This window comes from Aeromonas sp. WP2-W18-CRE-05, from assembly GCF_014168615.1.
Lineage (GTDB): Bacteria > Pseudomonadota > Gammaproteobacteria > Enterobacterales > Aeromonadaceae > Aeromonas > Aeromonas caviae.
Genome location: NZ_AP021917.1, coordinates 2,925,761 through 2,940,607, shown reverse-complemented (window position 1 = coordinate 2,940,607; position 14,847 = coordinate 2,925,761). Strand labels below are relative to the sequence as shown.

14 protein-coding genes are annotated in these 14,847 nt (G+C 52.9%); 12 read left to right on the top strand and 2 right to left on the bottom strand.

All coding sequences use genetic code 11. From position 1 onward, the window contains the following. The first annotated feature begins 49 nt into the window (after nt 1–49). The 10 genes from H7R73_RS13695 to H7R73_RS13650 all read left to right on the top strand — a co-directional run bounded on the left by H7R73_RS13695 (nt 50) and on the right by H7R73_RS13650 (nt 11,918). Entirely contained in the window at nt 50–1,483 is a 1,434-nt protein-coding gene (locus H7R73_RS13695) for a phage tail sheath C-terminal domain-containing protein (protein WP_182951185.1), read from the top strand. Further along, nucleotides 1,484–1,990: a phage major tail tube protein gene (locus H7R73_RS13690; RefSeq protein WP_182951184.1), complete on the top strand. Its 507-nt coding sequence runs from the start codon at nt 1,484–1,486 to the stop codon at nt 1,988–1,990. A gap of 51 nt (nt 1,991–2,041) precedes the next feature. Next, nucleotides 2,042–2,326 (top strand): phage tail assembly protein, encoded by a 285-nt coding sequence (locus tag H7R73_RS13685; RefSeq protein ID WP_182951183.1) that lies wholly within the window; start codon nt 2,042–2,044, stop codon nt 2,324–2,326. Between the two features lie 123 nt (nt 2,327–2,449). Then, nucleotides 2,450–4,861 (top strand): phage tail tape measure protein, encoded by a 2,412-nt coding sequence (locus H7R73_RS13680; protein ID WP_182951182.1) that lies wholly within the window; start codon nt 2,450–2,452, stop codon nt 4,859–4,861. Then, on the top strand, nt 4,858–5,766 hold the full coding sequence (locus H7R73_RS13675; RefSeq protein ID WP_197971159.1) for a phage tail protein: 909 nt from the start codon (nt 4,858–4,860) through the stop codon (nt 5,764–5,766). Before H7R73_RS13680 ends, H7R73_RS13675 begins: the two co-directional genes overlap by 4 nt. Continuing rightward, entirely contained in the window at nt 5,763–5,975 is a 213-nt protein-coding gene (locus H7R73_RS13670; RefSeq protein ID WP_442859277.1) for a tail protein X, read from the top strand. The genes H7R73_RS13675 and H7R73_RS13670 overlap by 4 nt, the downstream gene beginning before the upstream one ends. Further along, nucleotides 5,966–7,009, top strand: a complete 1,044-nt coding sequence (locus H7R73_RS13665) for a contractile injection system protein, VgrG/Pvc8 family (RefSeq protein ID WP_197971158.1) — start codon at nt 5,966–5,968, stop codon at nt 7,007–7,009. The genes H7R73_RS13670 and H7R73_RS13665 overlap by 10 nt, the downstream gene beginning before the upstream one ends. Before the next feature lie 531 nt (nt 7,010–7,540). Then, nucleotides 7,541–9,949, top strand: coding sequence for a dynamin family protein (locus H7R73_RS13660; protein ID WP_182951181.1), 2,409 nt, complete (start codon nt 7,541–7,543; stop codon nt 9,947–9,949). Next, on the top strand, nt 9,946–10,863 hold the full coding sequence (locus H7R73_RS13655; protein WP_182951180.1) for a diguanylate cyclase regulator RdcB family protein: 918 nt from the start codon (nt 9,946–9,948) through the stop codon (nt 10,861–10,863). Before H7R73_RS13660 ends, H7R73_RS13655 begins: the two co-directional genes overlap by 4 nt. After that, the gene (locus tag H7R73_RS13650; RefSeq protein WP_042863747.1) at nt 10,848–11,918 is read left to right on the top strand and encodes a patatin-like phospholipase family protein; all 1,071 of its coding nucleotides are present in this window, start codon (nt 10,848–10,850) and stop codon (nt 11,916–11,918) included. Before H7R73_RS13655 ends, H7R73_RS13650 begins: the two co-directional genes overlap by 16 nt. A gap of 104 nt (nt 11,919–12,022) precedes the next feature. Here H7R73_RS13650 and H7R73_RS13645 read toward each other — a convergent pair whose 3' ends face one another. Beyond that, nucleotides 12,023–12,931, bottom strand: coding sequence for a WYL domain-containing protein (locus H7R73_RS13645; RefSeq protein WP_042863748.1), 909 nt, complete (start codon nt 12,929–12,931; stop codon nt 12,023–12,025). Between the two features lie 100 nt (nt 12,932–13,031). On the opposite strand from H7R73_RS13645, the gene H7R73_RS13640 reads away from it, so the two are divergent. Next, nucleotides 13,032–13,253, top strand: a complete 222-nt coding sequence (locus H7R73_RS13640; RefSeq protein ID WP_042863749.1) for a hypothetical protein — start codon at nt 13,032–13,034, stop codon at nt 13,251–13,253. A gap of 74 nt (nt 13,254–13,327) precedes the next feature. After that, nucleotides 13,328–13,987: an ADP-ribosylglycohydrolase gene (locus H7R73_RS24195; protein ID WP_232092688.1), complete on the top strand. Its 660-nt coding sequence runs from the start codon at nt 13,328–13,330 to the stop codon at nt 13,985–13,987. Nucleotides 13,988–14,015: 28 nt separating this feature from the next. Here the strand turns inward: H7R73_RS24195 and H7R73_RS13630 are convergent, their stop codons facing one another. Further along, on the bottom strand, nt 14,016–14,672 hold the full coding sequence (locus H7R73_RS13630; RefSeq protein WP_042863750.1) for a HEPN domain-containing protein: 657 nt from the start codon (nt 14,670–14,672) through the stop codon (nt 14,016–14,018). Nucleotides 14,673–14,847 lie beyond the last annotated feature (175 nt).

The window sequence follows — 14,847 nt, the reverse complement described above, 5'->3', positions numbered from 1 at the left end:
AGCCATGATGACGGCACGATCATAAACCGTGTCCATCGAGGCCAAGCACATGTCTGAACTGTTCCTTCATGGTATCGAGGTCATCGATATTGACTCCGGTCCCCGTCCTATCACCACCGTTCGCTCCAGCGTTATTGGCCTGATCGGTACCGCACCAAACGCGGATGTGACCAAGTTCCCGCTCAACACCCCTGTGCTGATCGCGGGCAGTCGTCGTGAAGCGGCTGGCCTGGATACGCTGGGCACCGGCGAAGGGACGCTACCGGCGGCCATCGACTCCATCTTTGACCAGTGCGGCGCGGTGATCATCGTGGTGCGGGTTGAGAAGGGCACCAGCGACACTGACACGCTTGCCAACATCCTTGGCGGCGTCAATGCGACGACCGGCAACTATGAGGGGGTTCACGCCTTCCTGGGTGCGAAATCCGCTGTTGGCTTCTCGCCGAAGATACTGATCGCCCCCGGCTTCACCGATAAGCGGGTCACCGGTGGCGTGACCGCCATCACTGTGACCACTCAGGGTCAGAACTACACCAGCGCCCCGACTGTCACCCTCTCAGGTGGCGGCTCCGGCACTGGCGCCAAAGCCAAGGCGGTACTCGGTACCGGTACCGATGCTGGCAAGGTGGTCTCTGTCATCGTGGAAGATGCCGGCAGCGGTTACACCGCCGCACCGACAGTTGCCTTCTCTGGCGGTGGCGGCACTGGCGCAGCCGCGACTGCCTCTTATGGCACCGTTGGCAACGCCGTAGTGGCCGAGCTGATCGGCATCGCCGAGAAGATGCGCGCGGTCATCATTGCTGATGGCCCCAACACCACCGACGCCGATGCTATCGCCTACGCTGGCGACTTTGGCAGCAAGCGGGTGTTCCTGGTTGATCCCAAGGTCATCAAGACCGACGAAGACGGCAACAACGTCACCGAATGGGCATCACCCTGCGTTGCGGGGCTTATCGCAAAGAGTGATAACGAGCGAGGATTCTGGTGGTCACCGTCGAACCAGAACATCAACGGCATCATCGGTACGGCTCGCCCCATCGATTTCACCCTGGGCGACACCAGTAGCCGGGCCAACCTGCTCAACGAGAAGAAGGTCGCCACCATCATCCGCGAGGGTGGCTATCTCCTGTGGGGTAACCGCACCCTGTCGAGCGATCAGAAATGGGCATTCCTCTGCGTGGTGCGTACCGCTGACATGATCAACGAGTCCATTCTGGTGAATCACCTGTGGGCAGTGGATCGCGGCATCACCAAGAACTACGTCACAGATGTGACCGAGGGGGTTAACGCCTACCTGCGCAGCCTGGTTAACAAGGGTGCCATTCTCGGTGGTGAGTGCTGGATTGACCCTGACCTGAACACTGCAGACCAGATCGCCCAAGGTAAAATCTATTTCGACTTTGATTTTACTCCGGTGTACCCGGCTGAGCACATCACGTTCCGCAGCCATCTGGTGAACGACTACATCACGGAGATCTTCTAAATGGCAGCCCGCGACATTCGCAAGAATTTTAACGCCTTCGTCGATGGCCGCGGCTATGCCGGGCAGGTCGATGAATTCAACGCCCCCAAGCTGACCCTGCAGACCGAAGAGTTTCGGGCCGGCGGGATGGATGTGCCCATTGATGTGACCATGGGCATGGAAAAGATGGTGACCGATTTCAGCCTGATGGCTTATGACCGCAACGTGCTGGCCTTGTTCGGCGTTACCGAAGGCGCCCGGGTGCCGTTGGTGCTGCGTGAACAGCTCGAGTCGTTCGATGGCACCACCACCGCAGTGGTACACACCATGCGCGGCAAGATCACAGAACTCGACCCCGGCACCAGCAAGCCTGGCAGCCTGCCGCCGCTCAAGGTGGCCATGAGCCTGACCTATTACAAGATGCAGCACGGCGATCAGGTGGTGCACGAGATCGACGCCGAGAACATGGTGCGCATCATCAACGGCGTAGACATTCTGGCCGCTGCCCGCAACGCGCTGGGCATCTAACCCTGCTGGCAGGCCAGCCCTGCCAGTTCATCCATTCAAACCGGTGAGACCATGGAAAAAGAACTCCCTGAATACCTGAAATTCAACGATGACGGCAGCGCCGATATCACCCTGTCACGCCCGGCAAGCATTAGCGGCACCAAAGTTGACGTGCTGCGCATGCGCGAGCCGACCGTTGGCGATCAAGAGATCGCTTTCCAGATGAGCGGAAGCGATGCAGCCAAAGAGATCACCTTGTTCGCCAACCTGTGTGGTGTTGCACCTGAAGATGTGCGCAAGTTCCCGCTGCGTGACTACGGCCGCCTGCAGAAGGCTTACGGCGTTTTTACCGACTAACACCTGACGAGTTCCGCCACTCGGTGTTAGCTCTGGCCTCCCACACAGGCTGGTCACTGGCGGAAATCAGCGCCCTGCGCACGTCACGGTTTATCTGGTGGATAAAGGGGCTGCCCAAAGACGATGGCTAATAAAAAACTCTCGGCAACCATCACCATCGGCGGGGCGGTTGCCTCCAGTCTCAAATCTGCATTTGGTTCGGTAAAGGGCGGGGTCGCCGAGGTTGGCTCCGCCATTCGCAATGCCGAACGGCAGCAAAAGCTCCTATCTCAGTCAATCCAGACATTCGGCAAGCAAGGCCGCAATGTTGACGGCATGCGCGAGCGTTACGCCCAGCTAACCCAGCAGATCGACAAGATGCGGGCAGCTCAGCAGCGCCTGAATCAGGTGCAGCAGGCACAGAAGGCCAACCTTGACGCCCGCGATAAATATCGCGGACAAATCCTCGATACCGTCGCGCTTGGCGCAACAGTCGCCTCTCCGGTGGTCATGGCCGCCAGATTTGAAACGGCCATGCTGGGTGTAGCCAAGCAGGTTGACGGAGCCCGCGACTCAAGCGGCAAACTCACCTCTGTCTATTACGAGATGGGCAAGCAGATCCAGCAACTCGGCCGCGACATCCCGCTCGCCACCAATGAGATTGCCGACATGGTCACCGCAGGTTCCCGTATGGGGGTTGCGCGCGACCAACTGATCGACTTCACCCGCACCTCGGCCATGATGGCTGACGCCTTCGAGCTGCCAGCGGGTGAACTGGCCGACAATATGGGCAAGATTGCCGGTCTGTTCAAGATCCCGATCCCGGTGATCGGCGAGCTGGCAGACTCCATCAACTACCTGGACGATAACGCCATCAGTAAAGGTGGCGATATCATCGAGTTTCTGACCCGCACCGGTGGCGTGGCCTCGGCCGTCAAGGTGACTGGGCAGGAGATGGCCGCCCTTGGCTCGACCCTGCTTACCCTTGGTGAGCGCACTGAAACGGCAGGCACCGCAGCCAATGCGATGTTCCAGAAGTTTGCCGCTGCTGACAAGGGCGCCAAGAAATTCAAATCAGCTCTGAAAGAAATTGGGATCTCAGCTGCGGAAGTTCAGAAGGGGATGCAGCAAGACGCCACCGGCACCATGATGAAGGTTATGGATGCGATCGGTAAGCTGCCGAAAGAGAAACAGCTTGGCGTCATGGTTGAGCTGGTGGGCCTTGAGCACTCCGACACCCTGGCCAAACTCGCCAACAACACCGAAGAGTGGCGCCGCCAGCTGGCGCTGGCCAATAGCGAAGCGGCCAAAGGCAGCATGTCGCGCGAGTTCGCAGCCCGCCTGCAGACCACCAACGCCCAGTGGACGCTGATGAAGAACCGCACATCAGAGGTAGCGGTCAATCTCGGGTCTGTGCTGCTGCCTGTAATCAATGATATTTTTGAGGCTGTTTCACCAATGGTTGGCGCTATTGCCGACTTCGCAAGGGAAAACAAAGAAGTAACAAAGGCCATTATTGGCACCGCTGCCGCATTTACAACACTAAAGGTTGGCACTTTAGCTGCAAAGTATGCATTCACGTTTTTTAAGGAGGGCGCGTTAGATGTTGTAGCCGTTTTAGCAAAGCTAAAGGCCGGATCTGTAATTTCTGATATTGCTGATTCTGCACCCGAGGCGGCATCTGGATTTAGCCTGTTTACGAGCGTAATTGGTGATACAAAAGAAAAATTTGATGAAGTAAAAGAAAGTTTCGAAAACTTTACTGGTGTGGTTGAGGCTGGAAAACAGGTTTGGAATTCCTCAATGGCAGGGTGGTCTTCTGGTGTCGGAGTTCTAGGTAGAATAAGGGGTGCAGCCCGCGGTGCAGCATCATCATTACCATTGGTTGGAGCAGCCTTTCGTGGTGTTAGTCTCGCCTTTGCTGCAACTGGGATAGGCGCCCTAATAGCTGGATTGGCTCTTGCTGGTCTTGAAATTTACAAACACTGGGATGGCGTCTCAGCTTTCATGGGGGGCGTATTCGACGGCATCAAAGTCGGACTGGAACCAGTCATTAATGCATGGAAGGGCCTTGGCGATGCGCTTGGCATTACTGACAAGGTAACCGCGCTATGGGAAGGGTTCAAAAAACTGCTTGAACCGGTTACCTACACCAAGGATGAGCTGGGCAAGGCCAGTGCGGCTGGCAAGAATTTTGGCATAGTGCTCGGCAAGGCGATTGACTCGCTGTATACACCAATCAGGTGGCTGATCGAGAGCATTACGTGGGTCATCAACAACATGAGCTCTATCGGATCAGTTCTTGGCTTTGCCAGCGACACATCAGGTCTGGCAACTCCTCGCCTTGACAATCTCGCTCCTGCATTGCCATCACTACCAGCAATGGCTTCTGCTCGTGGTGGAAACTCTTACACCGAGGGCAGCCATGTATTCAACATCACGCAGCGCCCAGGCGAGAGCCAGCAGGATTTGGCAAAGCGAATTCTTGACGAGCAAGAGCGCCGCCGTGGCGTTCGCCAGCGAAGCATGATGACAGACGGAGTTATCGCCCAATGATCGGCCTTTCCATTGGCCCCAGCGTGATGATGCAGCTCGGGGCCTTCCAGTTCAGCATCAGCACCGCAGCCTATCAGGAGTTGACCCGCCGCAGCGAATACCGCTGGGCATCACAGGATCGCTTCGGCAAGCAGCCAAACCTGCAATACACCGGCCCAGCCAGCGAGGCGATCTTGCTGGTGGGCGTCATCTATCCGGATTACAAGGGTGGTGGTGGCCAGCTCGACAAGATGCGCCAGCTCGCCGGAGGCGGTCAGCCGCTCAATCTGGTAGGTGGGGCAGGGCAGATGATGGGGCGCTGGGTGATCGAGAGCCTGGAAGAGAAGCAGGGCACCTTTGCCGCCGCAGGGGCCCCGCGCAAGCAGGAGTTCACCATTGCGCTCAAGCGGTTCCCTGATTCGGCTACCAACCAGATCGACGCGCTCGGCAAGCTGGCCAGCGGTACCACCGCCAGCTCAGGCCTTGGCAGCTTCGCAGATGGGGCCATTGCCACGGTCGGATCGGCGATCAGCTCGATGACCAGCGCCCTCGATGCTGTGCAGGCCAAAGCCGCCGAGATCGGCAATGCGGTTGGGCCGGTCATTGCCACGGTGCAAAACAGCATCCGCACCGCCCGGGATCTGCAAAGTCAGGTTAGCAACCTCAAGGAGGCCAGCAAAAATCTGAACTCACTGGAGAACGTGCAATCCGCTATCTATGGCGTGATGTCGGCGGCCTCTGCGGCATCCAATGCCGGTGCGGTGGCATCCGGCGCGGCCACCTTGCTATCCAGCACCATGACCACCACCGATCTGGAGGCGATCACCGCCGTTCGCAGCTGCACCAGCTCTTGCAGCCGGTCGGCCGTTGAGTCAACCCGGGTGCATGCCGAAACATCCAACTTTAATCAGACGCTGGGGGCATGATGCAGACCTATCGCACCAGTGACGGCGACACCCTGGACTACATCGCGTGGAAGTTTTACGAAACGCTCGAGGGGCGGGTGGTCGAGCAACTGCTCGATGCTAACCCCGGCATTGCCGATCTCGGCCCTGTTCTGCCAGCCGGTGTACTGGTCAAAATGCCTGACATCGCCCCGCAGCAGCAGGAGCAGGGAGTCAGGCTGTGGAGCTGACAGACCGCATCGCGCCGACATGGCAGATCATTGCCAACAAGTCAGACATCACAGCTCAGATAAGCGAGCACTTTGTCAGCCTGACCCTGACCGATGCGGTCGGGCTGGAGTCAGACATGCTGGATATCACCCTGGACGACTCCGATCCGGACAAGCCGTTGCTGATCCCTCCGGAAGGGGCAGAGCTTGAGCTCTACCTAGGCTATGACGGGGTAAACCAGTACATGGGGCTGTTTGTGTTCGATGAGGCAGAGCTGGCAGGCTGGCCGTCTCAGCTGATCATCAGAGCCCGCGCCGCAACATACGACAAGAGCAAGGGTGGCAAGACCAACCTGCAGACCCAGAAAAACCGCAGTTGGAAGAAGGGCACCACCCTGGGTGACATGGTCAAGACCATCGCCACCGAACACGGCATGGAGGCAGCTGTGGCGCCGTCACTGGCCGCTATTGCGCTGCCACACACCGATCAATCAGACGAGTCAGATATCAACCTGCTGGTGCGCATGGCCAAGCGCTATGACGCCATCATCAAGCCAGCCGCTGGCAAGCTGATCCTATCCAAGCGAGGGGAGTCCCGTTCCGTCAGCGGCAAGCCGCTGCCACCGGTGACCATCACCGCCGGAGACTGCTCGAGTTACCGCCTGGTGAAGTCGAAGCGGGAAATAGCCGGGATGGTGGTCGCCTACTGGCATGCTGTGAAGAACTCCAAGCGCAACGAGGTCAAGGTGGGGCAGGGGGAGCCAGTGCGCCGCCTGCGCCAATACTACCCGACCGAAGAGATGGCCTTGTCCGCCGCCCGCGCCGAGCTGTCGCGTAGGGAGCGGGCACAGGAGACACTGGCACTGTCAGCAGTCGGCGACCCCGGCTATCTGGCAGAAGCACCGCTGACCACCACAGGATTTCGGCCAGACATCGACAGCCAATGGCTGATCTCCCGCGTCACCCATTCGCTCGACTGCACTGGCGGCTACACCTGCGACATCGAGGCCGAGAAGCCGAACAGTGGTGATGTGCCAGAGGTAGAATTGGTGTAATCAGCGCCGAAAGAAGAAACAGAAAGCCCACATATCAGAATTAGTACAAAACCAAGTACAGATTAAAACGAATCCTTTTATTTTATATTTAAATCAAAGGCTTTTTGCTGTGTCTCATAAACGTGGAAGTAGAACGTGGGCCCGCTGGCCGGGTGCGCTGATGTGCTCATGTTGCTCGAAAGGAGTATCCGATGACGGCGGCGCCTGGCGCCTGGGTGGGGGTGCCATGCACCGCAATTGCCTGCATGGTAAACCATCGCGCTGGCAGAGCGAAGTCCGGGCGCCCTGGCTGCCGGTTTATTGGGCGGAAAGTGATATGTGGTGGGTTCAGGTCTGGTATGCATGGTTCATGCTGATATGTGCTTGAAAATGTGACATGTGAGTCTGTACAGTACTTAAAATCCAGATTACCAATCTATATCATCAGACCATCACAGATTTGGCATGTTCGTTCGTCCAAGAGCGAATGCGTAAGAAAATGTTATCAGAGTGTGTTTTTTGCATTAAAAATGAGCAAAATAAGGAAGAATAATGCACGAGAATAATATCGAGTTGTTGTGTCATGAAGCCGAAAGATTGTTAGAACTTAACATAGACTTGCTGCAAAAAATGCTCACAGAACCGAAAGTTCTGGGCGATAGCAATGCTCAATTGTTTGATCGCAGTAAAGCTGAAAAGAGAATTGAAGAGTTGCAGGGGGAGCAAAAAAAAATTCTCGGGAAAGAAATGGTCCTTGCAGTTGTGGGTACTATGAAAGCGGGTAAATCCACGACCATTAACGCGATTGTCGGCAAAGAGATCCTACCCAACCGCAATCGCCCGATGACATCGATTCCAACCTTGATTCGTCATGTGCCGCGTAAAATAATACCAGAGTTGCGACTCGATAATATTGAGCCTATCCAGAAACTGTTCGTGACGTTGCAGAAGAAAATCGATACTGAAGATGGTAAAAAACTACTCACTGAGCTGAAAAAAGATCAGGCACTATGGAAGTTGCTAGATATTATTGCTGATAATACATGGATTAAAGGCAATTACTATGGTGAAGAGGATATATTTTCTTGTCTCGCTTCGCTTAACGACTTGGTTCGTTTGGCTACAGCGTTACGTGTGGATTTCCCTTTTTCTGCCTACGAAGAAGTCCATAAACTCCCAGTAATTGAGGTAGAGTTTAGCCACCTTGTCGGAATGGATGATAGCCAAGGTACGCTGACACTCTTAGATACACCTGGCCCTAATGAGGCAGGTCAACCTCAGCTACAAGCAATGATGCGCGATCAGCTACAAAAAGCCTCCGCTGTTCTTGCGGTGCTAGATTACACCCAGCTGAAATCAGAGGCGGATCAGCAAGTACGTAAAGAATTAAACGCTATTGCAGAGGTTGCTGCTGGTCGCCTATTTGTACTGGTCAATAAATTCGATCAAAAAAACGCTAATAGCGACAACGCTGAGACCGTTAAACAGGCAATTCCCGCCATGCTAGATAGCGGCGCACTAAACAGTGATCGTGTTTACCCTGGTTCATCTCTTCGAGCTTATTTGGCAAACCGAGCGCGCAGTGTAGTAGATCAAGCAGGTAAACTCTCTGTCAGCGAAGAATGGGTTGATGATTTTGCCAAAATGGCATTTGGTCTCGACTGGAGAGAAGAGGAAGATGATGTTCTTGCTGATGTGGGCGTTGTGCTCAAAAAGGCAAACACAATCTGGCGTACATCACTATTTGAGAAACTGATTACTGAAGTGATCCAAGCTGCTCATGCGAAAGCCGCAGCGCTAGCAGTTGACTCTGCTGCAGCTAAGCTGGTACAGAATGCTGAAAATATCGACGAATATCTGTCGTTACGTCATCAGGGGTTGCAAGCTAGTATCCATACCTTACAGACACAAATTAAAGGCCTTATCAACGACATTGAGGAGGTTGCGGCTTGTCAGCAAGAAGTTGATAAGGAGGTGGAGTGTGTCATGGGGGAAATCACCCATGAAACTAAAAACTTGTTAAATAACGCTGAAAGCAAGTTGGAAAAAGAACTGGATAAGTACTTCCAAGAAGGGAAGCGCCAAGAAGAAGCGCTGAACAAGGAATTTGAACGTCATTCAAAACATGGCAAAAATAACAGTGGAGAAAGTGATAAACGAGGGGTTTTCGGCACTTTATTTGGGGCCTTGGCTGGAAGTGTTGGGCAGCAAACTCGTGATTTTGATCCAGAAAATCCAGAAGTTAAATTTTCTGAACATACTGAAGCAATGCAGTTTATTAAAAAGATTGAAGAGTCAGTGATTAGTATTTTAGCTGAAAAAGAAAAAGAAATTAAACCAATGTTGACCAAAATTGTGGGGGGCATTGAAGGCAGCTTTCATTCTAAAACAATGTTAGCAGTTGATAAGATTGCAAGCCAAATTAACTCACGTCTGGAGGAAGATGGTTTTACTGTGAAAATATCTTTCCCGAAAGTCAGTGAGTTGAAGACTCATCTTGCCACCGACACTCGTATAGCTAATCTGCTAGAGCAGAAAACATTTAGCGAAACACGGCATCGTCGATCCAGTGGCGTGTGGGGAACGTTATGCGGTTGGTTTAACACAGATGATTGGGGCTGGGAAACTTATAAAGAAGATGTCACCCGTAGTGTGGTGAATATTAATACAATTAAGAATGCTGTCAGAAATCAGACCAAAGAGCATTTTGAAAAACTGAATAACGCTATTGATCAGCAAGTCAACGCCCCAATTCTCAAAGAGATTGAAAGCTTCTTCATTACATTCAAAGGCAAGGTGGAGCAGCTTCGACATACTCTGATCCAGAGCACAGAAGATCATAAAAGTAGCCAGCAAGAACAAGAACAATTGACTGAGCGCCTTAGTGTTCTGAGAAAGCTAACACCGGAGATGATCAGTGACAGTAAGATACTCAAGAAAGAGTTGGAGCCGATGCTGTGATATCATCATTTACTGCAACATTTCCTAATAGTGAGGCATGCCAAATTCTGGCATGCCTGCCAGAGAAATTTATTGTTGACTTCGCCAATGGGATAGACGTGGTTCACGACCATGTGCGTCAACAAACGGATCAATCCTTTTTTCGGCGCATTAAAGAGGGATTCAGTGGACGATCATCCCAACGTCAACAAGCCATCAATGCATCGTTGCTAGATGGGGTGGAGGCCTCTCTCAATTGGCTTACCGAGTTAACGTCATCACTTGCTACCACTAACTATGCGCTTGCACAGGTGAACGATAGGGTCAGTTCGTTGATGCAGGATACCGCTACCATTGCGCACTATTCTGCAGACACTCGCGAACAGTTGAACATGTTGGCGACACAAGTTAATAAACAGTTACATCATCTGGAACAACAACTTCGTAGTGTCGATCGGCTGCAACGCGGCCAGCTGCATTTGGAACAAATATTTTCCATTTGGAAAGCAGGTCGATATTCACTCCTACCTCTGGCTGGACGTTGCTATGTTGCACTGGAAGAGCTGCGTTGGGGGGCATTTGGTGAAGTGATCCGCCATGGTGAACCGCAACAGGCAAAACAGTTACTGGATATTCTAAGAAATCGAGCAGTGGTTCAGCTTGCAGAAGACCATAACAGTCCAACATCGATGTGCCACGACACGCGTAGTTGGTTAACCTGGCAGGGTGAGCATGAGCAACACAGTGACTGGTCCGCAGCCATTAACTGGTTGGCGGACTGGTGTAATGAAGATACTCATCCCATCATCTGGTCTACTACACAGTCATACAGTGCTCTGCCTATACGTATGCCACGGTTGTGTTCTGCAGAACGCATTGCTGGTGCGATGGTCGATGAAATCTTCAGCAAGGAGTTAGTATGGATCAGCCGATGAAAGTAGGGCTGGCGCTTTCCGGTGGGGGGGCCATAGGTGCTTATGAGGTTGGTGTGGTCAGAGCCTTGGCTGAATCCGGTACAGATGTTCATGTTGTTTCTGGTGCTAGTATCGGTGCATTCAATGGGGCTATTTTGGCCTCTTCAGATACTTTGGCTCAGGCTGCGGAAAGGATGGCGGAAATTTGGTCGCATCTTGGCAATAGCAAGGTGCTAGCGATAAACAAATCTATCTATTTCTCACTACTGACACAGTTTGGCTTAGGGTTCGGCACACCAGTACTAAGCAAAGCGGGAGGCATTATATTCGAGGCTCTCAGTCGTGCTGCATTGGTTACGGGGGGGGTAGGGCAGCAAAGTGACTCGTTGTTATCTGATCAGCCACTTATCGACTTGATGAACCGCTATCTGGATATCGATGCCTTATCTTCTGGGTTGCCATTGTACGTTTCCTTATATCCTACAGAAGGTGGCATGAAAGATATTCTTAATTGCATAGCCACCGAGTTTGGGGTCGGATCGACTCGTATTTCGGAGTTCCATCACGTACAAAGTTTACCTGTCAATCAACAGAAAGAGGCGTTGCTAGCCTCTGCCGCGTTACCCTTATTGTTTAAATCACGCGAAATTAATGGTGTGCTTTACAGTGACGGTGGAATGGGAGGCTGGCATACAATGCAGGGCAACACACCAGTAAAACCTTTGGTTGACGCTGGTTGCAATATGGTGATTGTCACCCACCTGAGCGATGGCTCGCCGTGGGACCGCCACAATTTCCCAGACACTACTGTGTTGGAAATTCGCCCGCAAAGTTCCTTAAAACGTCATGATGGTTTATTTGGAGGTGGAAAGGATCTGCTAGGCTTTACTGCCCAGTATATCGGTTCATGGATTGAGCAGGGTTACCATGACACAATGAGTGTAATAGAGCGAATCCAGAAACCTCTTCAAGCTCGGCAGTCACTTCGTACTTCGGAAGTGATCGTTTCAGACAGCCAAGACAGGAATATTCAAACTGGTATGGCGATAAAAAGCGCTATGGATAGGTTGAAATAAACGCAAAAAGTTAATGTCGTTGAACTCAGGTAAATTGGGTCATAGCCCTACGACATTAAGACTAAAAATGTGAGAGGCGTCATGCCTCTCTTTTTTTGCCGTGGTTAATAATCTACATTTTTGAGCTTGAAGGTGCATCCTTGCTGAATTAGCTCCTCCCGGTTGGCCAGCACCAGCGGGTAAAGTAGGGGATGGTGCTCATGCTCGCCGTTGTAGCTAACCTGCATTCGCTCCAGTGCGTAGTGCATCAAGGGGATGCGCTGGCTGATCAACAGCTGGTTACCGGTCATGGCATAGTCTTTGGCGATGATGGCTTGCTGCCCTTCGCTGAGGCTAGGATTGGGGGTGACTAGGGCGGTGACCAGGGTGTTCCACTCCAGATCCTGATCCCGGCCGTGAGGGGAGGCATCCAACAGTTCCGGCTCTCCGCGAAAGCGGCTCATCACAAAATCCAGATATTCCCCTTTCTTTTCGCAATAAGCCCGTACATGCCAGCGGATCCCATCATAGACCAGGGTGTGGGGCACGATATTGCGACCGCTCTGCTCCTCTGAGCTCAGCGATACATAGTCCACATCCACCCGTAATTGGCCCCGAGCCGCTTGCACCAAACCACGTACGATCTTCGGATCGATATGGCGGTTTGGCACATCCAGGATCTCTATGTGACCGTAGCGCAGATCCATCAAGGGTAGGGTGAGAACCCCTGATTCGTGCTGGCGTTGATATTGCTTCTCCCGGTGCAGCAGCATCAGGTACTCGTCCACCTTGCCTTCACTAAAGTGGGGCACAAATTGCTCGGTGGGTTTGTATCCCTTCAGACTTTTGTCATAGACCAGTCCCTCTGGCGAGTAGCAGGTCAGGTAGTGGTTGATATCCCGCGAGGCCTGTTGGCGGCCAATATTGAAGGCTTTCATCAGGTGATTGGTAGTCAGCCTCCCCTCCCACTGCAGCACGATCTCCAGCAGGCGAAAACGCAGGGTTTGATCCCAGGTGAGTTCTTTGGGTGTCATATGTGCTCCAAAATGCGACATGTGTATGTAACCAGTATCGTCATGAGTATACAGGCTACATATAATGAGTCCATCTAAAGCGGCGTCAAGAGAGTATGTCATGAACGGCAAGCTGGTTTTCACCTACCACTGTCAAGCCTTGTGCCATATGCCATTGAGGGGGATTGTCGCTACAGCCATAGGCTCTTTGCTCATGCTTGGCAGGGGCAAGTATTACAGGGAGCAAAAAGTGCTTTACCTCAAGCATTTCGCGTTCAGGAAACCGCAAGCAGGAGGTGATCTGATACTCCAAAGTGCTAACACCCGCATCGCCACTACCTGATTTGGTCAGATAGCGACATCGTTACCATCAGCAACCACATCACTTATTCCAAACACCATCGTCACTGAGGTTCTATGAATTCAACGCTGATATTGGATCAGGCGGCAATGCCGCTGATCATGGGTATCTGTTGCCTGCTGCCAGCCGAGCAGGTCGGCGAAGTTGTGACTGTGATTGCAGAAGAAGAGGGTCGATTGGGCGTTATGTCATTGACGGAGGCCGAGGTAACTCCTCACTGTATTGAGCTGCGCAGATTGACGCGTTTGGCTTTGCATATTGATCGGCATCGGTTGGATCGTACTGTTCTGCCCATCTATCAAGGGCGGGAGCAACTGATGGCAGGGGCTGCTGCATTGTTGGATGACGATGTGACGCTTGCATGTGTTGATGCCATGCGGTTATTGGCATTGCAGCTCGACAAGCTGTTGAGGGGAGGTCGTGGCAGTACACAGGCCAAACTGGACGGGTTAACCCTCAGTGTGATGGAGCAAAGAGCGCTGGCCGCCCAGTCCCCCAACACCGGTGCTGTGGTGCGGGGGAGCTGGCGCCGAAAAACACGTAATCAGCTTGGCCGAGGCAATTGGCTCGATGTGGTCGAAGCGGCGCTCTGGTGTTTTTGGCATAGCGACACCCTGCAAGATGGCGAAGCCCTGCTTGGTGCACTGCTGGGCGCAGATATCCGAGTGCGCGTTGTCTATGGCATGTTGGCGGGGGCCTTTTACCTAGAGGATTAGGCCAAGCTACGTAACCCCTTGTGACGGACTAACTCGTCATTTCCACCACTGGATAACAGGCGTCCCCCCACAGGGTTTGTGGATGGGCCATCATCAGCGCGATGATCACCGGGATAAGCTTGCCTAACAGGTTTGCACAATCTTTAAGTTGCTTGCGATTGACCGAACTATTCCAGGTGGCGCCGCCATGCATTAGTTGATTTCGCAGAGTATAGAGACGGTTAAATACGACACCCAGCAACTGCGGTGTATTGCTGTTTGCCAGTGCTTGGGATGCCATTTTCTTGCCCTGTGCTAGTCGTTCCTTCCACAGTGTTTCGCTTATCTTGCCACTGTGAAAATCCCAGAAGCCTTGGAGTACAAAAGGGGTATCCAACAAAATACGGATACGCCCAGAAAATTCCTGCCATACGAGCTGCTCGATCTGCCTGTGCTCATCCAGCTCGCACAGTTTTTCCAGAAAGCCTTTGAAGGTTTCCTGCTCTGACAAGCGGCGATTGTCATCGATTTCGGTGGCATAGGCAGCGTTGAACGCAATCCAGAGAAAAATGAAGCGGCCATCTTCATCTTCTGCCATCTCTGCCCGCTGCAGCCAGCTCAATGCGCGATGCACACGCAAATTTAGGTTGGCAGGTGAGTGTTCACGTATTTCACGGTGACGATTTTTCAGTTGTTCGAAATTCAACAATGATCTCCTTCTCCATCGGGTGAATAGTCAGAATTCGAGGCCCTAAATTTGCTAACGGTATTGCGGGTGGGCCGTCTGACATGGGGCGAATCGGTTGGAATGGCAAACTTGAAATCAGGCTTACTTTCGGGCTGCATCCCGTATCTTGGCCATCGCCAGCTCCATCATAGTG

Coding starts and splice junctions, on each gene's coding strand:
- H7R73_RS13695 (WP_182951185.1), top strand. CDS start 50: ATGTCTGAACTGTTCCTTCATGGTATCGAGGTCATCGATATTGACTCC.
- H7R73_RS13690 (WP_182951184.1), top strand. CDS start 1,484: ATGGCAGCCCGCGACATTCGCAAGAATTTTAACGCCTTCGTCGATGGC.
- H7R73_RS13685 (WP_182951183.1), top strand. CDS start 2,042: ATGGAAAAAGAACTCCCTGAATACCTGAAATTCAACGATGACGGCAGC.
- H7R73_RS13680 (WP_182951182.1), top strand. CDS start 2,450: ATGGCTAATAAAAAACTCTCGGCAACCATCACCATCGGCGGGGCGGTT.
- H7R73_RS13675 (WP_197971159.1), top strand. CDS start 4,858: ATGATCGGCCTTTCCATTGGCCCCAGCGTGATGATGCAGCTCGGGGCC.
- H7R73_RS13670 (WP_442859277.1), top strand. CDS start 5,763: ATGATGCAGACCTATCGCACCAGTGACGGCGACACCCTGGACTACATC.
- H7R73_RS13660 (WP_182951181.1), top strand. CDS start 7,541: ATGCACGAGAATAATATCGAGTTGTTGTGTCATGAAGCCGAAAGATTG.
- H7R73_RS13650 (WP_042863747.1), top strand. CDS start 10,848: ATGGATCAGCCGATGAAAGTAGGGCTGGCGCTTTCCGGTGGGGGGGCC.
- H7R73_RS13645 (WP_042863748.1), bottom strand. CDS start 12,931: ATGACACCCAAAGAACTCACCTGGGATCAAACCCTGCGTTTTCGCCTG.
- H7R73_RS13640 (WP_042863749.1), top strand. CDS start 13,032: ATGAACGGCAAGCTGGTTTTCACCTACCACTGTCAAGCCTTGTGCCAT.
- H7R73_RS24195 (WP_232092688.1), top strand. CDS start 13,328: ATGAATTCAACGCTGATATTGGATCAGGCGGCAATGCCGCTGATCATG.